General features: G+C 72.8%; 13 protein-coding genes. 1 reads left to right on the forward strand and 12 read right to left on the reverse strand.

Annotation, left to right across the window (positions count from 1 at the left end; all coding sequences use genetic code 11):
• Window positions 1-959: 959 nt before the first annotated feature.
• From AB0D01_RS38540 to AB0D01_RS38585, 10 genes are all read right to left on the reverse strand, one after another.
• Window positions 960-2,282: a glutamate-5-semialdehyde dehydrogenase gene (locus AB0D01_RS38540; RefSeq protein WP_363063870.1), complete on the reverse strand. Its 1,323-nt coding sequence runs from the start codon at window positions 2,280-2,282 to the stop codon at window positions 960-962.
• A complete protein-coding gene (locus AB0D01_RS38545) occupies window positions 2,279-3,574 on the reverse strand; it encodes an aspartate kinase (RefSeq protein ID WP_363063872.1) in 1,296 nt (431 codons plus the stop codon). The genes AB0D01_RS38540 and AB0D01_RS38545 overlap by 4 nt, the downstream gene beginning before the upstream one ends.
• Window positions 3,571-5,091 carry an FAD-dependent oxidoreductase gene (locus AB0D01_RS38550; RefSeq protein ID WP_363063874.1) on the reverse strand — a complete coding sequence of 507 codons (1,521 nt, stop codon included), beginning with the start codon at window positions 5,089-5,091 and terminating at the stop codon, window positions 3,571-3,573. Before AB0D01_RS38550 ends, AB0D01_RS38545 begins: the two co-directional genes overlap by 4 nt.
• Window positions 5,091-7,196, reverse strand: coding sequence for a molybdopterin oxidoreductase family protein (locus AB0D01_RS38555; protein ID WP_363063876.1), 2,106 nt, complete (start codon window positions 7,194-7,196; stop codon window positions 5,091-5,093). The genes AB0D01_RS38550 and AB0D01_RS38555 overlap by 1 nt, the downstream gene beginning before the upstream one ends.
• A complete protein-coding gene (locus tag AB0D01_RS38560) occupies window positions 7,189-8,637 on the reverse strand; it encodes a nitrate/nitrite transporter (protein ID WP_363063878.1) in 1,449 nt (482 codons plus the stop codon). The genes AB0D01_RS38555 and AB0D01_RS38560 overlap by 8 nt, the downstream gene beginning before the upstream one ends.
• Window positions 8,634-9,929 carry a homoserine dehydrogenase gene (locus tag AB0D01_RS38565; RefSeq protein WP_363063880.1) on the reverse strand — a complete coding sequence of 432 codons (1,296 nt, stop codon included), beginning with the start codon at window positions 9,927-9,929 and terminating at the stop codon, window positions 8,634-8,636. Before AB0D01_RS38565 ends, AB0D01_RS38560 begins: the two co-directional genes overlap by 4 nt.
• Before the next feature lie 27 nt (window positions 9,930-9,956).
• The gene (locus AB0D01_RS38570) at window positions 9,957-11,294 is read right to left on the reverse strand and encodes an APC family permease (RefSeq protein ID WP_363063882.1); all 1,338 of its coding nucleotides are present in this window, start codon (window positions 11,292-11,294) and stop codon (window positions 9,957-9,959) included.
• A gap of 34 nt (window positions 11,295-11,328) precedes the next feature.
• Window positions 11,329-12,474: a homoserine O-acetyltransferase gene (locus tag AB0D01_RS38575; protein WP_363063884.1), complete on the reverse strand. Its 1,146-nt coding sequence runs from the start codon at window positions 12,472-12,474 to the stop codon at window positions 11,329-11,331.
• Between the two features lie 52 nt (window positions 12,475-12,526).
• Window positions 12,527-13,771, reverse strand: a complete 1,245-nt coding sequence (locus AB0D01_RS38580; protein ID WP_363063886.1) for a PLP-dependent transferase — start codon at window positions 13,769-13,771, stop codon at window positions 12,527-12,529.
• A gap of 411 nt (window positions 13,772-14,182) precedes the next feature.
• Window positions 14,183-14,980, reverse strand: a complete 798-nt coding sequence (locus tag AB0D01_RS38585) for a hypothetical protein (protein WP_363063888.1) — start codon at window positions 14,978-14,980, stop codon at window positions 14,183-14,185.
• A 131-nt stretch (window positions 14,981-15,111) separates the two neighbouring features.
• Between AB0D01_RS38585 and AB0D01_RS38590 the strand changes: the two genes are divergently transcribed.
• Complete coding sequence (locus tag AB0D01_RS38590) at window positions 15,112-15,702, forward strand: transposase (RefSeq protein WP_363063890.1); 591 nt, start codon at window positions 15,112-15,114, stop codon at window positions 15,700-15,702.
• A gap of 817 nt (window positions 15,703-16,519) precedes the next feature.
• Here AB0D01_RS38590 and AB0D01_RS38595 read toward each other — a convergent pair.
• Together AB0D01_RS38595 and AB0D01_RS38600 are read right to left on the reverse strand one after the other, a co-directional pair.
• Window positions 16,520-17,671 carry a histidine kinase gene (locus tag AB0D01_RS38595; protein ID WP_363063892.1) on the reverse strand — a complete coding sequence of 384 codons (1,152 nt, stop codon included), beginning with the start codon at window positions 17,669-17,671 and terminating at the stop codon, window positions 16,520-16,522.
• Between the two features lie 11 nt (window positions 17,672-17,682).
• On the reverse strand, window positions 17,683-18,372 hold the full coding sequence (locus AB0D01_RS38600; RefSeq protein WP_363063894.1) for a response regulator transcription factor: 690 nt from the start codon (window positions 18,370-18,372) through the stop codon (window positions 17,683-17,685).
• Window positions 18,373-18,625 lie beyond the last annotated feature (253 nt).

Below are 18,625 nucleotides of genomic sequence, written 5' to 3' on the forward strand. Positions count from 1 at the left end.
GCCTCGATGGGACTTGCGGGCCACGTACGACGCGGGGAGTTCCGGCGAATGGCCCGCCACGAGGTCATCTCGCGGCGGGCGGTTGCCGGCCCCGTCCGGTGTCACGCCCCTCCGCCGGCCACCCTTTGGTTCGCCTGCACGAACTCCGCCAGCCGACGCAGCCTGTCCTCGAGTTCGGCCGGATCGCCCGCGAGGGTGAGCGGACACGCCCCGGCCTGCCGGCCGAAGGAGTGGCCAGAACAGACGCAGACCTGTCGCTCGTGCAGCGCCCGGCAGCCGCTCGCAGTCGCGGCCGAAGTCGTAGGAGAGGCCGCCAACGACGATGGACAGTTCCGCCAGGATGTCGTGCGGGTCCCGAGGAGCTGCGGTCCGGGCGTGGCGGTCGAGCAGGTGGCCGCCGACTTCGGTGTCCATTCGCTGACGTTGTGGAAGTGGATGCGCCGGGCGGACATCGGCGAAGGAGCCAAGCCCGGAGTGAGCCGTCAGGAGAGCGCGGAGCTACGCGAGGCACGTCGGCGGGTCCAGCTGCTGGAGCAGGAACAAGGTCCTGCGTCGGCCCGCGAGGCGCACCTGCCGGGAAAGGGTCTACCCGCTCGTGAAGGAGCCGGCCACGGACGGGGGCCGTCGCGGCGACGTACCGGGTGCTCAAGCTCGCCAGACGGCCCTACTGTCGCTGGCTCGACAAGCCGGTGCCCGACGCCGTATTGGAACAGGCCTATCGCGCGGCTGCGCTGTGCGACCGGCTCGCACTACCGGCCGCACGGCCACGGCGGATCGGTATCCCGGTGGACACACGATGTCGGCGACTCTCCGGCCTTCCGGCCGCCGCCTCGACCGGCGGCCCAGGTAGTCCAGTTCCGTCAAACGGCTCAGGCCCGTACCGATGCCCTTGAGGTTGGCCTCCTTCCTCGTCCAGAGCTGGGTGAGTGCTCCAGCCTTCCGGGCCGGGGACAGGGCACTCAGCTCGGGGGTGCAGGAGGCGTGCCGCGGACGTGGCCGCCGCCCGTGAGGACGTACGTGGTGGTCGTCAGGGCTTTCGTTCCCATGGGCCCGCGGGCGTGGAGCTTCTGTGTGGAGATCCCGATCTCCGCGCCGAGCCCCATCTCCGCCCCGTCGACGCAACGGGTCGAGAGGTTGACCGCGATGACGGCGGTGTCGACCGCCGACGCGAAGTGGCGGGCGTGCGCGGGCGAGTCCGTGACGATGGCCTCGGTGTGGCCCGAGCCGTACCGCCGGATGTGCGCGGCCGCCTCGTCCAGCGAGTCGACGACGGCGGCGGACAGGTCCAGGGAGAGGTACTCGGTGGCCCAGTCCTCCTCGGTGGCCGGGACGACGGTGTCGTCGTACGAGCGGACGTGGGGGTCGCCGTGAACCGTGACCCCTAGGGCGCGCAGGGCGGCCAGCGCGTCGGGGAGGAAGGCGTCCGCGATCCGGGAGTGCACCAGCAGGGATTCGGCGGCGTTGCAGGTGGAGGGGCGCTGCGTCTTGGCGTCGAGGAGGACGGACAGCGCCATGGCCGGGTCAGCGTGTTCGTCGACGTAGACGTGGCAGTTGCCGATGCCGTTCTCGATCACCGGAACGGTGGCTCCCACTCTCACGGTACGGATCAGGTCGGTTCCGCCGCGCGGGATCAGCAGGTCGATCAGGCCGGTGGCGGTCATGAGCTCGCGCACCGAGGCGCGGGTGGTGCCGGGGACGCGTTGGACCGCGTCGACGGGGACTGCGGTGGTGGCCAGCGCGTCGCGGATCACCGAGATCAGCGCGGTGTCGGTCCTGCGGGCGACGGACGAACCCCGCAGGAGTACGGCGTTGCCGCTCTTGAGGCAGAGCGCCGCGGCGTCGACGGTGGCGTTGGGGCGGCCCTCGTGCACGAAGGCGACCACGCCGAGGGGCACCCGGATCCGCTGGACGTCCAGGCCGGAGGGCAGGACGGTGGAGCGCGTGTTCTCGCCGATCGGGTCGGGGAGGGTGGCCACGTGCCGCATCGTGGCGGCCATCTCGGCGATCTGCCCCGCGTCGAGCCGCAGTCGGTCGAGCACGGCGTCGGTATCGCGGGGCCGGAGGTCCGGGGCGCTCGCCACGTCCTGCCGGTTGGCCTCCAGGACGGTGTCGGCGTGATCGAGGAGGGCGTCCGCGATCACCTCCAGCGCGGCGTCCCGCTCGGCGCGGGAGAGGGCGGCAAGCGGGCCGGCCGCGCGCCGACCGGCGGCGGCGCTCTCGCGTACGGCGGCGCGTACGGCGGCGGTGTCGCCCGCGGTGTCGCGTACGGTCGGCTCGCTCATCGGCCCGTCCCCGCGTGGACCGCGGCTTCGAGGCGGTCGGAGTCGAGTCCGAGGGCCCGGTGGACGGCCCGCACGGCGGTCTCCAGGTCCCGGAGGGGGACGAGGACCGAGATCCGGCTCTCGGAGGTGGAGACCATGTCGACGTCGACGGCGGTGGCGGCCAGTGCGGAGAACAGGGTGGCGGCGACCCCGGGGTGGGACCCCGCTCCCGCGCCCACGACGGAGATCTTGGCGACCCGGTCGTCGCGGCGCACGGCCAGGTGGCCGATGCGGTCCTGGGCCCGCTGGAGGGCGGTCAACGCGGCGGCGGCGTCGGTGCGCGCGAGGGTGATCGCGACGTCGGTCCGTTCGGCGGACGGGGCCGAGGGGCCCCGCGTGCTCATGTCGATGGTGACGCCCGCCCGGGCGAGGGCCGCGAAGACGGCCGCCGCTTCGCCCGCCCGGTGGGTGGCGACGCCCTCGACGGTGATCTTCGTCGTGTTCCGGTCGTGCGCGATGCCGGTGATGATCGGCTGTTCCATGTCTCCTCCTGCTGTTGTCCGCCGGCCCGTTCGGGCCGCTCGGTCGGTGATCCAGGTGCCGTCCTCGTCGCCGAAGGACGAGCGCACGTGCAGGGCCATGCCGTGGCGGCGCGCGTACTCCACGGAGCGCGGGTGCAGGATCTTCGCCCCGTGGGCGGCCAGTTCGAGCATCTGACCCGGTTCGATCCGGTCGATCCTGCGGGCCGCGGGGACGATCCTCGGGTCCGCGGTGAACACCCCGTCGACGTCCGTGTGGATCTCGCAGGTGTCGGCGCCGAGAGCGGCGGCCAGGGCCACCGCGGTGGTGTCGGAGCCGCCGCGTCCCAGGGTGGTGATGTCTCCGGTCTCGCGGCAGACGCCCTGGAAGCCCGCGACGATGGCGACGGCGCCGTCGGCCAGTGCCGTGCGGACGCGCGTCGGCGTGACGTCGGTGATCCGGGCCCGGCCGTGGGCCGCGTCCGTGATCACGCCCGCCTGCGAGCCGGTGAAGGAGCGCGCCTGGTGGCCGAGTTCGGTGATGGCCATGGCCAGGACCGCCATGGAGATCCGCTCGCCCGCGGTGAGCAGCAGGTCCAGTTCCCGGCCGTGGCCCCGGGCACCGATCTGTTCGGCGAGGGTGAGCAGGTCGTCGGTGGTGTCTCCCATGGCGGAGACCACGACGACGACGGCGTGTCCGCGTTCCCGCTCCGCCACGACGCGGCGGGCGACGCGTCTGACGGCGGCGGGATCGGCGACCGAGGAGCCGCCGTACTTCTGGACGACGAGGGTCATCGGTGTTCCTTCCGGTCGGGGTGGAGGAGTTCCTCGACGAGGGGCAGGCAGCCGCCGCATCCGGTCGTGGCGCGGGTGCGCGCGGCGAGGGCGGTGAGGTTGGTGGCGCCTGCCGCGCGCGTGCGCAGGATCGTGGCCTTGGTGACGGCGTTGCAGTGGCAGACCACGGTGTCGTCGGGGTGGTCCGCCGCGCGGGGGGCGGTCGCCGTCGCGGCCGTCGTGGCGGTGGCCGTGGCGGTGGCGGTGGCCGTGGCGGTCGTTTCGGCGAAGAGGAGGAGGCGCCGGTCCTCGGGGGCTTCGCCCTGCCGGTCGAACAGTCGGGTGACCAGGCCGGCCGTGGCGGTGTCGCCGAGCAGGATGGCGCCGGTGACGCGGCCCCGGCGGAGCACGAGCTTCTGGTAGGTGCCGCGGCGGGTGTCGAGGAAGCGGACGATCTCGGGCGGTGCCGGGCTGGTGTGGTCGCCGTCGGCGGGGTCCTCGGTGACCCGGGTCTCTCCCATCGTGGCGAGGTGGACGCCCTCGGCCTTCAGGCGGCTGACGACGCGTGACCCCCGGTAGGGGGTGGCCCCGGTGTCGCCGGTGATCGCCCGGGCGGCGGTCGCGGCCTGTTCCCAGGCGGGGCCGATCAGGCCGTGCACGGTGCCGCGGTGTTCGGCGCAGTCCCCGACGGCGTGGATCCGCGGGTCGGCGGTGCGCATCCGGTCGTCCACGAGCACGCCGCGGCCCGTCGGGAGGCCGGCCGCGACGGCGAGGTGGATGTCCGGGCGGGCGCCGCAGGCGACGACGAGCAGGTCGCCCGCGATCCGCCGGCCGTCGGCGTACTCGACGCCCGTCAGCCGGCCGTCCTCACGGGTGACCGCGCTCGTGTTCGCGCCGAGTTCCACGGTGACGCCCAACCGGTTCAGGGTGTGGGTGAGGATCCGGCCGGCTCCCGCGTCGAGCTGTCCTTCCATCAGCCGGTCGGCGGCGTGCAGGATGCTCACGGCGAGGCCCCGCCGGCCCAGGGCGCGGGCGGCTTCGATGCCGAGGAGTCCGCCGCCGAGGACGAGCGCGCGGGGCCCGCGCCCGGCCGGTGCCGAGGCGGTCGCGCCCTCGGCGAGGGCGAGGACGCGGCGGCAGTCGGCGAGGGTGCGGAACGCGGTGACGCCGGGGCGGGGGCGGCCCTCGTCGTCCGCGAGTCCCTTGAGGGGCGGCATCCACGCGGTCGCGCCGGTGGCCAGGACCAGGGTGTCGTAGCCGATGGCCCGGTCGTCCGCGGTGGTGACGGTGCGCGCGGCGCGGTCGATGCCGGTGACGCCGACGCCGGTCTCCGTAGTGATCCCCTGCGGGTGGGTTGGCAGCTCGATGGACCTCCGCGTCGCGGTGCCCGCGAGCAGGTTGGTCAGCAGGACGCGGTTGTAGGGGGTGTGGGGCTCCGCGCCCAGGACGGTGATCGGCCGCTCGGGCTGCCGCGCCCGGATCTCGGTCGCCACGCGGTGGCCCGCCGGTCCGCCGCCCACGATCACGACGCGCCGCATCAGAGGCGCTCCAGCCGGGCCGCGCCCACCTTGAACTCCGGCATGCGGGAGACGGGGTCGAGCGCGTCGTTGACCAGCGAGTTGGCGCGGCCCTCGCCGCCCCAGTGGAAGGGCATGAAGAGGGTGTCGGGCCGTACGGCGGTGGTGAGGCGGGCGTGGGCCCGGGCCTCGCCGCGCCGGCTGACGACGCGTACGGGGTCCCCGTCCTCGATCCCCAGCTGGCCGGCCAGGTCGGGGTGGACGTCCACCCGGGGCCGCGGCACGGCCGCGGCCAGGGTGGGGACGCGGCGGGTCTGGGCGCCGCTCTGGTAGTGCTGCATGATCCGTCCGGTGGTGAGGTGGAGCGGGTAGTCGGCATCGGGTTCCTCGGCGGCGGGCCGGTGGTCCACCGGGAGGAACCGGGCGCGGCCGTCCGGGTGGGCGAAGGCGTCGAGGAACAGGCGCGGGGTTCCGGAGGGTCCGCTCCCCGGGTGAGCGGACCCGGCGGCGGACCGGGCGCGGGGGGCCGGCCAGAAGACGCCGTCGTTCTCGTCGACGCGGCGGTAGGTGATGCCGGAGTAGTCGGCCGCTCCCCCTGAGCTCGCCCTGCGCAGTTCGTCGAAGACGGCGCGCGGTTCGGCGGGGAATCCGCCGGGGTGGCCCAGCCGGCGGGCCAGTTCGCCGATGATGTCCAGGTCGGTGCGGACTCCGGGTGGTGGCGGGTACAGCCGTCTGCGCCGCAGCACCCGCCCCTCCAGGTTGGTCATCGTCCCGTCCTCCTCCGCCCACTGGGCGGACGGCAGGACGACGTCGGCCAGCGCGGCGGTCTCGCTGCGCACCGGGTCGGCGACGACCAGGAGCTCCAGGGAGCGCAGCCGTTCCTCCACATGCCGGGCGTTGGGGGCGGACACGGCGGGGTTGCTGCCGAAGACCAGCAGCCCCCGGGGTCCCGAGGGGGTGCCCAGGCGGTCGAGGAGCTCGTACGCGCTGAGGCCCGCGCCCGGCAGCGCTCGCGGATCGACGCCCCAGATCCGGGCGATGTGGCGGCGGGCCGCGGGGTCGTGGAGGGAGCGGTAGCCGGGGAGCTGGTCGGCCTTCTGCCCGTGTTCCCGGCCGCCCTGTCCGTTGCCCTGGCCGGTCAGGCACGCGTATCCGGAACCGGGGGTGCCGGGCAGGCCGAGGGCGAGCGCCAGGTTGATGAAGGCCGAGACGGTGTCGGTGCCCTTGCTGTGTTGTTCGGCGCCCCGGCCCGTCAGGATCACCGCGCGATCGGCGTCGGCGAGGAGGCGAGCCGCGCGGTGCTGGTCGGCAACCGGTACGCCGGTGGTCCGCTCGACCCGTTCCGGCCACCAGTCGGCGACGGCACGCCGCACCTCGTCGAAGCCGCGCGTACGGGTGGTGATGTACCGCGTGTCCAGGAGGCCGTGGGCGATGACGATGTGCAGCAGCCCGTTGGCGAGGGCGAGGTCGGTGCCCGGGGTGGGGCGCAGGTGCAGGGTGGCCCGGTCCGCGGTGGCGGTGCGCCGGGGGTCGATGACCACGAGCGACCGCCCCGTGCCGGGCCGGTCGGCCAGGTGGCGGAGGAAGGGGGGCATGGTCTCGGCCGGATTGGAGCCCGCGAGGAGGACGCAGTCGGCCTCGGCGATGTCGGCGATCGGGAACGGCACGCCCCGGTCGAGGCCGAACGCCCTGATGCCGGCGGCTGCGGCCGATGACATGCAGAACCGGCCGTTGTAGTCGATGTTCGCGGTGCCGAGGACGACGCGGGCGAACTTGCCGAGGAGGTAGGCCTTCTCGTTGGTCAGTCCGCCGCCTCCGAAGACGGCCACCGCGTCGTTGCCCGCCCGTCGACGGATGGCGCGGACGCCGTCGGTGATTCGTTCCATGGCCTCGTCCCAGGAGGCCGGTTCCAGTGCGCCGCCCGGGGTGTGGCGGATCAGCGGGCCCGTGAGCCGCTCGGGGGAGGTGAGCAGTTCGGCGGCGGTCCAGCCCTTGGCGCACAACCCGCCCCGGTTGGTGGGGAAGTCGCGCGGGTGGACGCTGACGCGGCCGGATTCCTCGCGGCGCAGCCGCATGCCGCACTGCAGCGCGCAGTAGGGGCAGTGGGTGTCGACGGTCTCAGACACCGGCGCCCGCCAGGCTCGGTGCGCGGCCGGTGGCGAAGGCCCGTCGCAGGTAGCAGGACCAGGTCAGGAGGAGGCAGAGCCCGTAGAACGCCGCGAAGGCCAGGAGGGCTGCACCCGAGTCGCCCGTGTCGGCGAGGGACGCCCCCAGCGCACGGTTGATGAGGAATCCGCCCAGTGCCCCGGCCGCCGAGGTGACGCCGAGGACCGCGGCGGCCTCGCGGCGGCCCGTGTCCAGTGCGGCCGACCGGGCGGCGACGTCGTCGGTGGGGACACCGCGCAGTGCCCTGGCCCGCAGGATCGCCGGGATCATCCGGTAGGTGGAGCCGTTGCCGATGCCCGCGGTGAGGAACAGGAGGCCGAAGGCGAGGAGGAATGACAGGTGGTGATGCGCCCTGAGGGCGGCGAGCGCGCCGAGGGCGGCGCCCGCCATCGCGAGGAAGTTCCACGTGGTCACCCGGGCCCCGCCGAGCCGGTCGGCGAGCAGTCCGCCGAGCGGCCGGGCGCACGAGCCGACGAGGGCCCCGAGGTGGACGTACCAGGCCTGCGCGGACTGCGGGAACTCGACCTTCACCAGGAGCGGGAGGGCGGTGGCGAAGCCGACGAAGGAGCCGAACGTGCCGATGTAGAGCAGGGAGACGAGCCAGGTGTGGGGGTTTCGGGCCGCGCCGCGCAGTCCGCCGACGGTCGGGGAGACGGGACGCAGGTTGTCCATGTACCGGTGCGCGCCGAGGGCGACGAGCAGGATGAGCGGTACCCACAGGAATCCGGCGGCGGCCAGGCCCAGGGCCGTGACGACCAGGGGTACGAGCAGTTGGACGGAGCTGACTCCGATGTTCCCGCCGGCGGCGTTGAGGCCGAGGGCGAGTCCCTGGTGGGAGGCGGGGTAGAAGTGCGTGATGTTGGCCATGCTGGAGGCGAAGTTCCCGCCGCCCAGGCCGGCGGTGGCGGCGATGAGCAGGAGCGTCCCGTACGGGGTCGCGGGGTCGTCGAGGGCGATGCCCAGCAGGACGGCGGGGACCAGCAGGAGGAGGGTGGCGGTCACGGTCCAGTCGCGGCCGCCGAACCGGGCGGGCGCGAAGGTGTAGGGGACGCGCAGGACGGCGCCGACGAGGTGGGGGAGGGCGACGAGCCAGAAGAGGCGGTCGGCGGAGAGGTGTCGGTCGCTCAGCTCGACGGCCAGCACGCTCCACAGGGTCCAGATGACGAAGCCGAGGTGTTCGGCCGCGATCGACCAGATCAGGTTGCGGCGTGCCGTGCGGCGGCCGGTGGTGTTCCAGAAGGAGGGCGACTCGACGTCCCAGTGCTCGATCCAGCGGCCCCGGCCGGGCGCTTCGGGCGGTGGCCCGGACCGCGGAGGGGAGTCCTCGCGCGCACGGCGACCACCGGCACCGTGACCGCCGCCGCGCGCTGTGGTGCGGGTCGGTGTGCCGGGGGCGCTCAACGGGCGCGGTCCTGGTCGTGGACGCGGATGCTCCGGTGGATGGCGCGTACGGTCGGCAGCGAGCGGAGTTCCCGGACGACGGTGGTGATCGCGGCGTCCGTCGCGGTGTCCGTGGTGAGGGACAGCGTCGCCTCCGCGCCGAGGACGTCCTGGCGGATGGTGGCCAGGGAGATGCCGTGGCGGCTGAACACGGAGGTGACGTCGGACAGGACGCCGGAGCGGTGGGTGACGAGCATGCTCAGGGAGCGCCGGGAGCCGACCCGTTCCATCGGGAACAGGGGCAGGTGGCGGGTGGGCGGCAGGTGCCGTTCCGACGTGCCCGCCGCGCGGTTGCGGCCGACGGCGACCAGGTCGCCGAGTACCGCGCCCGCGGTGGGCAGGCCTCCGGCGCCCGGGCCGCGGAAGAGGAGCTCACCGCTGGCCTCGGCTTCGACGAGGATGCCGTTGTCGGCGCCCGTGACGCCGGCCAGGACGTGGTCGCGCGGGACGAGGGCGGGATGGACGCGGGCGTTGACGCCGTGGTCGGTGCGTTCGCAGATCCCGAGGAGTTTGATCACCGCGTTCTCGGCCTTGGCGTCGGCGATGTCGCGCGGGGTGATCGCGGAGATGCCTTCGCGGTGGATGTCGTCGGGGCCGACCTCGACCCCGAACGCGAGGCGGGCGATGATCGCCATCTTGGCCGCCGCGTCGTACCCCTCGATGTCGGCGGTGGGGTCGGCCTCGGCGTAGCCCAGCCACTGCGCCTCGGCGAGCGCGGACGGGAAGGTGCCGCCGGAGGTGGTCATCCGGTCCAGGATGTAGTTGGTGGTGCCGTTGACGATGCCGGCCACCCGGTTGACCCGGTCCCCGGCCAGGGACTCGCGCAGGGGACGCAGCAGCGGTACGGCTCCGGCGACCGAAGCCTCGTAGGCGAGGTCGACGCCGTGCTTGTGAGCGGCCCGGTGCAGTTCGCCGCCGTGTCGGGCGATGAGGGCCTTGTTCGCGGTGACCACGCAGGCTCCGGCCTCCATGGCGGCCAGCAGGAGGGACCGGGCGGGTTCGACGCCTCCCATGAGCTCGATGACGACGTCGAGGTCGCCGTCGGTGACGAGCCCGGCGGGATCCGTGGTGAACAGGGCGGGTTCCAGGTCGTGGGCCGTGCCGCGTGGGCGGCGGACGGCTATGCCGGCGATCTGTACGGGCACGCCGATCCGGGCGGCCAGCTCGTCGTGGCGGGAGACCAGCAGCCGGGCGACTTCGGAGCCCACCGAGCCGAAGCCGAGCAGGGCGACGCGCAGGGGTTTGAGGTTCATGTGGGGGGTCTTCTTCCGGGGAGGCGATCAGTCGGTGGCGGCGTGGTCGACGCGGGGATCGACGTGATCGGCGTGATCGGCGGGGTGCCGCGTCGGGACGGGCGGGGAGGGCGGGACGGGCGGAGAGGGTGCCGCGAGGCGTCGGAAGACGGTGGCGCCGGCCACCAGGGCCAACGGCAGGAGCAGGTAGGCGCCGTAGAAGCAGAAGACGACGAGCACCACCGCCAGCGAGACGAGCGCGGCCGGCCGGCCGAAGCGGCTCGTCCGCAGCAGTTTCACGGCGGCGGAGAGGCCGGCGATGTAGACGGCCACGAAGCAGGCGGAGGCGGCGGACATGATCGGGTCGAGCCCGATGCCCGTGATCGCGGCGGTCGCGAGCAGGGCGGTGACGAGGGTGGCGAGGACGGCGAGGCTCCTGCGGGGCACCTCGCCGGCCCGGTTGCCCTGGGCCAGCCACACCGGCAGGTCGCCGTCACGGCCGAGCGCGGCGCCGAGGCGGGAGCCGCCCGCGATGTAGGAGTTGGCCGTGGCGAAGGTGAGCAGGGCCGCGGCGACGGCGGTGACGGCGCCGGCCCACTTTCCGATGCCGCGTTCGAGCAGGAGGGTGAGGGGGACTCCGGGCCGGTCGGGTTCGGAGCCGAGGACGGCGACGCTGGTGAAGGCGATGCCGAGGTAGAGGACCGCGATGGTGACGACGGTGAGGGCGGTGACGACGGGCAGTTGCCGGCGCGGATCGCTGAACTCGCCGGAGAGGTGGGAGACGGCTTCCCAGCCGGAGAACCCGAAGAAGAGCAGAGTGGCGGCGTGCCCGACCGCGAGCCAGCCGTGCGGGGCGAACGGGGTCAGGTTCTCGGCGCGGGAGTCGGGGGCGGCGATGACGATGGCCACGACCAGAAGGGCCGCGAGGAGCCCCACCAGCGTGAGCTGGAGCCCGCCCGACAGGCGCAGACCGAGCCCGTTGCTGACAAAGGCGGCCAGCAGGAGGAGGGCCGCGACCGCGAGGGACATCGCGTGACCGCCGCCGAGGGCGTCGGCCACGTAGGCGCCCCCGACGATGGCCGCGCTGGTCACCCCGGCGGGGACGGCGAAGTAGAACAGCCATCCCACCGGCGCCGAGGCCTTGGGGCCGAAGGCCTTCGCGGCGTACGTGGCGACTCCGCCGCCGTCGGGGTAGCGCGTCCCGAGCATCGCGAAGACGGCGGCGACGGGGACGCAGAACGCGACGAGTGCGGCCCACGCCACCAGGGAGGCGGGGCCGGCCTCCCGCGCGGCGACGGCGGGCAGGACCAGCACTCCCCCGCCGAGCACCGCGCCGATGAACAACGCGGTGCCCTGGGCCACCCCGATGCGGTGACTGGAACTCATCAGAACTTCCTCCGTGGCTTGGCGGGTGCCCCGCTCAGCGGGGTGTGAGGGTGTGTGGGAGGCGGCTGCGCGCCTGAAGTTCGTGGAAGAACGCGCCGACCGCGGCCAGGAACGGGGGGACGTCCAGCAGGAAGGCGTCGTGCCCGGCGTCGCTGGTGGCGTCCTCCTCGTGGTGGGCGACGACTCCGCGGACGGCCAGCTCGCTCTGGATCCGGCGGCTGTGCGCGGGTCCGTAGAGCCGGTCGTGGGTGAAGCTGAACAGCCGTACGTGGGGCGGTACTTCGTCGAGCGCGGCGAGCGCGTCCGGTTCGCGGAAGGCGTCGAAGCCGTCCATGGCGCCCATGAGCCGCAGGTAGCTGTTGGCGTCGAAGCGGCGGACGAACTTCTCGGCCTGGTGCTCCAGGTAGCCCTCCACGGCGAAGTCCCCCTGCACGAGGGACGAGGGGTGTGAGCGGGTCCCCGGCCGGCGCGGGCCGCGTCCGAACTTGCGGCGCAGGGAGGTTTCGGAGAGGTACGTGAGGTGGGCGATCATCCGCGCGGTGCCCAGACCGTCGCGGGGCCCGGCGTCCGGGGCGTAGTGGCCGCCGCGGAACTCGGGGTCGCTGCGGATCGCGGCGCGGGCGACCGCGTTCCACGCCAGGTTGTCCGCGCTCTGGCGGTCGGTCGCCGCCGCGATGAAGAAGCCCGCGGCGTCGGACGGGTGGCGCAGCAGCCATTCGAGGGTCTGCATGCCGCCGACCGAGCCGCCGACGACGGCGCGCAGCCGGGGAACGCCGAGGGCGGCGACGAGGGAGCGGTGGACGGCGACCATGTCGGCGATGGCTACGGGTGGTAGGGACGCGCCGGACGGCTGGGCCGTGGTGCCGGCGCAGCCGCCGAGGACGTTCGCGCAGATCACGTAGAGGTGGTCGGTGTCGATCGGGCGGCCGGGACCGACCATGACGTCCCACCAGCCGGCCGTGTCGTCGTCATCGTGGCGGGCCACGTGCGCGTCGCCGGTCAGGGCGTGGCAGACGAATACGGCGTTGTCGCGCGCGGTGTTGAGTTCGCCGTAGGTCTCGTAGGCCACCCGTACGTGGCCGAGGAGGTGCCCCGATGTCAGTAGCAGGGGGCCGTCGAGTCGGTGGAACCGGCGGTGCGGGGCGTGCCGGTGGGCCGGGACGGCGCCGTTGACGGTCACTTCGTTCGCTCTCGGTTCGGTCGGGGGGACACACGGGACGCCGGACGGGACGTCAGACGGCCGCGAGTGCCTGGTCGAGGTCGTGGAGCAGGTCGTCCGGGTGCTCCAGGCCGACGGAGAGCCGTACCGAGCCCTGGGTGATGCCGGCCGCCAGGAGGTCGGCTTCGGGGAGTTGGCGGTGGGTGGTGGAGGCGGGGTGGGTGGCCAGGGAGCGTACGTCCCCGACGTTGGAGACGTGGGAGAAGAGCCTCAGCGCCTCGATGAACCGGGCGCCGGCCGCGCGTCCGCCCTCCAGCTCGACGGTCACCATGGGGCCGAACCCGCCGCCCAGGTAACGCTCGACGTGCTCGGCCTCGATGCCCTCGGCCAGTGCCGGGTGGCGTACGGCCACGATCTTCGGGTGTCCGGTGAGGTGCTCCGCCACCCTCTTGGCGTTGCGGGAGTGGGCGGGCATGCGCAGCGCGAGGGTCTCGATGCCCTGGAGGATGAGCCAGGCGTTGAACGGGCTGAGGCTCATGCCCAGGTCGCGCAGCAGTGTCTCGCGCGCCTTGAATAGGTAACTGCTGCGCCCCCGGGTGTCGGGCAGCCTTCGGCTGCGCTCGCCCCAGACGACGTTGCCGTAGGCCGGGTCCGGGTCCGTCATCACCGGGTGGCGGTCGGAAGAGGCCCAGTCGAAGTTCCCGCTGTCTACGATGAGCCCGCCGAGGGCGGCGCCGTGCCCGCCGAGGTACTTCGTTCCGGAGTACACGGTGACGGCCGCGCCGTGCTCGAAGGGGCGGCAGGTGAAAGGTTGCAGGGTGTTGTCCACGATGAGGGGCACGCCGTGCCGGGCGCCGATCCCGGCGACCTCGGCGATCGGGAATATCCGCAGGCGCGGGTTGGGGAGCGTCTCCCCGAAGTACAGCCGCGTGCGCCCGTCGGTGGCGCGGTCGAAGTTCTCGGGGTCCTCCGGGCTGACGAAGCGGGTCTCGATGCCGAACCGCTTCAGGGTGGCGCCGAGCAGGCTCCAGGAGCCGCCGAAGAGTTCGTTGGACGCGACGACGTTGTCGCCCGCCTCCACGAGCGTGAGGATCGCCAGGGTGACCGCTGCCTGTCCCGTGGAGGCGCTGAGCGCGGCGACACCCCCGTCGATCTGCGCGACGCGCTCCTCCAGCACGTTGAGCGTCGGGTTGCCGAGCCTGCTGTACGCGTGCCCGTCGACCTCCAGGCCAAAGATGCCGGCGGCGGCTTCCGCGTCGGGGAACTCGTACGCGGCGGACATGTGGATGGGCGTGATGAGGGGCGGGTTGATGCCCATGCGGACTTCGCGTCCGCCCTGGATCGTCGCCGACTCACGGCGCGCGTATCCGCGTAGACGGAACGCGTCTGCTTCTTCACGGGACAGCATGGGAACCCCCGGTGTTGTCGAGCGGAAACTCGTCGGCCGCCCGGTCGGTATCGGGCGGTGCGCGTCGCGGACCGCTGGGAACGGGGCGCGGCGACCTTGTCCTCATGATCATTTCGTGGACGGAACCCGGAGGCACACCCGCCACCCGGCCGGTTCGCACCCCGCCGATCGGCGGGAACGGGACCTTCCGATCCGCAGGGCGGCGCGTACGCGCTCGTGCGGTCCTTCGGCCTCGGCGCGAGGGGCTGGAGTGGGAACAGACATCGCGGTTCGCGCGGCGCCACGTGGGGAGGGGGCTCCGCGCGGTCGACCGGGTCCGATTCAAATGGGGGCAGGGCGGGCGGACGGGACGACGGGGGGCGGGAATCGCGCACGTTCCGGGTGGTGGGAGTCCTGGACACGGGTGACCGTGGCACCGGAGGCAGCCTGGGGATTGCTGATGTCGAGTTGGCCGCGGGCTGGCACGGAGCACACCATGACGGTGCCGAGCCGTAGGTGCCGGCGGCCGTCGTCGCCGAGGACCGCCGTCGTGGTCAGGTGGCCGCGTCGCCAGCCTGGCCGCGGACACTTCGGCCCCAGAAGTTGGATGTCCCGGGGGATCCTGGCAGTGAGGCCCAGTTCGCCGACTGCTTCGACTGCGGCGACGCTGTTGGCCACGGCCACAGCCATAGCCACAGCCAGGTTGTTGTGCCCATGGAAGATCACCGGCACGTCGCCCACCGCCTCGACGATGCGCTCGACGCGCTCAGTGACATCGTCAGGCAGGTAGTGGCCCGCGGAGTCCATGATGCCGACGGCCTGGGCGCCGTAGGCCACGTTCCGCCCGCAGTCCTTGGCGAGTCTCTCGGGGGCGGTCATGTGGATCATCAGCAGGACGGCGTGCGCCTCAAGTCCGAGCTCGCGGACGATACCGAGGTGCCGGGCGATGACGTTGGCTTCCGTGCAGTGCGCGGCGACACCTACGATATCGGCTCCATGTCCTGCGGCACGGCGGATGTCCCGGCCGGTTCCCCACCCGGGCACCATGAAGGCGCCCATGCGGGTGGTGCCCGACAGGGTCTCGCGGACGGTCACGAGCACCTCGTCGTCGCTCAGCTGCGCCTGTCCGAGGTCGGTCACGGAAACGGTCTGGGCGCCCCTCCCGGCCCGGTGACACCACTTTTTCGACCATGATCGACAAGGGGCTCAAGTCATACCGGACCCGGAGACCGGGAACCCCGTTGCGGGGCCACGAAGAAGGTAACGGGGCCGTGGACACACGTGCCTGGATCGTGTTCCTCAACGAATCAGGCGTCTCGCTCCTCCCGCGGATCCGTCGCACCTACGCGCCTCGGGGCCGCACCCCGCTCTTACGGCACCGCCTGAACTGGAAGCGCGCGTCGATGGCCGGGCCACTGGGCTACCACTCCACCGACCCCGACCGTGGGGCCCGCCTGTGCTTTCATCTCAAGCCCGGCAGCTACGACACTGCCGGGCTCAGCGAGGTCCTGGAGCAGATGAAGATCTTCTACCGCGGCGAAAACGTGGTCCTCGTGTGGGACGGCCTGTCCGCTCACCGGAGCCGCGCGATGCGGGCGTGGGTCGCCGAACAGTGCTGGCTCGCCCTGGAGCGATTACCCGCCTACGCTCCCGATCTGAACCCGGTGGAACTGCTGTGGTCCTCGCTCAAGAAGCGTGAGCTCGCCAACCTCGCCGGAGACCACCTCGCGGACGTCGCCGACGCCACCAAACAAGGCATCCAACGCATCAACACAAACCCTCAACTGCCGTGGTCATTCCTCACCCACACCGGCCTGACCATCCACCCACCACACCCACCGAACTTACGAAAAGATCAGTAGGGCAGCCGAACGCGTCATCGGACGGCACCGCGCCGACCTGCGACAACCCGTCACCTCCCACGAAGACCGGACCGAAGGCAGACCGGCCTCAGAGGCCGCGGCCGTGAAGAACCGGACATCCACGGACGGCCACGACCTCTGGTCTCCCGCACCCGCGAACGGCACCAACAGATCCACGAACGCATCGAACGCGGTGACAGCCTTCGCGCCATCGCACGCGACCTCCCCCCTCCGTGATCGACGACTGCCGCCTCTGCCTGCACCATCGCTGGATGGAAGGCTGCGCCAACGCTTCCGCGCTCACCCGGGAAATCCACCCGCTGAGGCACGACCCCGCGAGGCCGCCTGTCGGAGGCACCCCCCAAGGCACCTCCGCGTGCCCTTCCGTGGCGGAGATGACGCTCCTAGGTTGAATCCCGAACAGGAGAGGCCGATCAGGCACTTTGCCGTCCGAATCAACGAGGGACCAGCAGGTGAAGAACGCCGTAGCGGGTATCACAGCCGCCGCCGTGGTGGGCGGTCTCCTCGTGACCGGTGTGGTTCCGAAGCTGCCCGTGGCGTACACAGCCCTGACGTCTCCCGGGCAGATCGAACGCGGCCACGGCAGGAATCCGTTCGTGGAGCCGCGCCGAGGGCATGAGACCTGCGGGTGCGCCGGCCGCCACCGCGGCAAGCGAGGGTTGTGCCGGGCGCGCGCCAGGGAGTGCGAGCCCTTCGTGGCCACCGACAAGGCAGGTGCGCCGATCGGCTGTCGGTGACCCCTGGTCGCCTGGGCCCCCGGCACCTGGCTGGGACCGCGGAGGGCCGGGCCGGATCGTCAGTGCCGACGGTCGGGCAGGACGGCGTGGACCCGGTATCCGCCGTCGGGCGTGGGGCCGCTGACCAGTGCCCCGTCGAGGTTCTCCATCCGCTCGCGCAGCCCGATCAGCCCGTGCCCGGAGCCCGGTAGCCGCAGGCCGGGCCGGGTGGCGACGGTGTTCACCACGCTCACCTCGAGCCCCACACCGAGCGGGCGTATCTCGACCACCGCGCTCGCGCCGGGAGCGTGCTTGCGCGCGTTGGTCAGCGCTTCCTGGACGGTCCGGTAGACCGCCCGCCGCACGGCCGCGCTCGCGTCGCCGGGGACGGCTCCCACCAAACGGGCCTCCAGGCCGCTTCCCGCGACCAGGTCCGGGAGCTCCTCCGGGATGGGCCGGCGGTCGAGTTCCCGGTCCCGGCTGCCGGCGGCCCGCAGCAAGGCGACCATGTGCCGCAGCTCGTCCAAGGTGGTCACGCTCAGCCTGCGGATCGTACGGGCCGCCTCGCGTGTGGCCTCGTTGTCGGCACCCACCTGCAGGCTGCCGGCGCACACCGCGATCAGGCTGACCTGATGCGACACCACATCGTGCATCTCCCGCGCCAGCTGCGCCCGCTCCCGCGCCAGCACGGCCTGCGCGTGCAGCTCTCGCTGGTGTTCCTGGGCCTCACGCAACTCGGCCAGGCTCCGGGTGAGGCCGCGCCGGGCCTCCAGCAGCCGCGCGAGGAAGACCACCGCACAGGCGGACAGGGCCGAGCTGACCGTGTTGATCAGCGAGAGCACCTGCTCGTCCACACCGTCGTAGTCGGGGAGGTTGGTCAGCACCGCGTACAGGGCCACGTACCCGCCCAGGGCCCAACGGCTGTACCTCCGCTCGGCCAGCGTGAACAGGGCCGCCAGGGTCGGGAAGGGCGTCTCCTCCACCGCCACCGTCATCACCAGGAACGTGAAGACGAAGACCAGGACGGGCCGGCGTCTGCGAAAGAGCAGGGCGAGCGCGGCGACCGAGCCCATCACCGCACTGACCAGCTCCAGGACCACGTGCCCGGAAAGCTCCAGGGCCAGTACCCACGCACTGATCAGCGAGCCGCCCGCCAACAGGATGTCGAGCGCCCGGGGTGACCACGACTCCGTCGGGCAGGCCGCCGTCCGCGCCGCGGCGGCAGGTGCCATCGCGCTCGCGCTCACTGCGCGCCGTCCCGGGCGAGCATCCCGGCACGCTGCGCCCACAGGGCGGCCTTCACCCGGTTGTCGACGCCGAGTTTGGCCAGCACCGAGCTGACATGGTCCTTGACGGTGCCCACGCCGAGGTAAAGGCGATGGGCGATCTCCCGGTTGGCCAGTCCTTCCGCGAGGAGCAGCAGCACGTCGTGCTCGCGCTCGCTCAGGGCGGCAGCCGGGACGCCGTGGTCGCGCGTGGCAGGGTCCCGCCCCGTCGGTGCCTCCAGGTCGCGGTGATGGCTGAGGTAGCCGTCGACCACGGTGGGGACGATCTGGGGGGCCAGCACCACGGCGCCCGTGGCCAGGGACTTGACCAGTGGGGCGAGTTCATCGGGGTCGGTGTCCTTCAGCAGGTACCCCGATGCCCCCGAGCCCAGCGCCTGCGCGATGTACTCGTCGCAGCCGAAAGTGGTCAGCATCGCCACGCGCGGCGGAGAGGGACTCTCCACCAGCCGGCGCAGGATGGTCAGCCCGTCCACATCCGGCATCCGCACGTCCAGCAGCACGAGGTCCGGCTCGTGTTCCGTAACGGCCTCCACAGCCTGCCGCCCCGGGACCGCTGCGACGACAACGATGTCACCTGCGGCTTCAAGGATCATGCTGAAGCCCGAACGGACCAGCGCCTCGTCATCGACCACTGCCACCCGGATCATGCTGAGTCCCCGCTCTGTCGCCTGTCCACCGGATCCGGTCGACTGCGCCGAGCGTGTTCCCTGCATGGTGCCGCGCACCTGCGGCGCCGGCCCCCCATCGGTGAGGTCGCCGACTGGTACCTCGCCGGGCCCGGGAGGCGCCGTGGACGCGGCCGGCCGTCGGTGACTTCGGCGTGCTGTTCGACGGCCGGGAGGCTGGGGTGGCGCAGGGCGGTCTGCTCGAAACGGGCGATCACGCAGTGCGGGGCCCCCG

Origin of the sequence: Streptomyces sp. NPDC048606 (assembly GCF_040650855.1) — a bacterium.
Classification (GTDB): Bacteria; Actinomycetota; Actinomycetes; order Streptomycetales; family Streptomycetaceae; genus Streptomyces.

Excerpts from the sequence above, each read along its gene's own strand:
- AB0D01_RS38540 (WP_363063870.1), bottom strand. The coding sequence starts at position 2,282 with ATGAGCGAGCCGACCGTACGCGACACCGCGGGCGACACCGCCGCCGTA.
- AB0D01_RS38545 (WP_363063872.1), bottom strand. The coding sequence starts at position 3,574 with ATGACCCTCGTCGTCCAGAAGTACGGCGGCTCCTCGGTCGCCGATCCC.
- AB0D01_RS38550 (WP_363063874.1), bottom strand. The coding sequence starts at position 5,091 with ATGCGGCGCGTCGTGATCGTGGGCGGCGGACCGGCGGGCCACCGCGTG.
- AB0D01_RS38565 (WP_363063880.1), bottom strand. The coding sequence starts at position 9,929 with ATGAACCTCAAACCCCTGCGCGTCGCCCTGCTCGGCTTCGGCTCGGTG.
- AB0D01_RS38570 (WP_363063882.1), bottom strand. The coding sequence starts at position 11,294 with ATGAGTTCCAGTCACCGCATCGGGGTGGCCCAGGGCACCGCGTTGTTC.
- AB0D01_RS38580 (WP_363063886.1), bottom strand. The coding sequence starts at position 13,771 with ATGGGCATCAACCCGCCCCTCATCACGCCCATCCACATGTCCGCCGCG.
- AB0D01_RS38595 (WP_363063892.1), bottom strand. The coding sequence starts at position 17,671 with ATGGCACCTGCCGCCGCGGCGCGGACGGCGGCCTGCCCGACGGAGTCG.
- AB0D01_RS38600 (WP_363063894.1), bottom strand. The coding sequence starts at position 18,372 with ATGATCCGGGTGGCAGTGGTCGATGACGAGGCGCTGGTCCGTTCGGGC.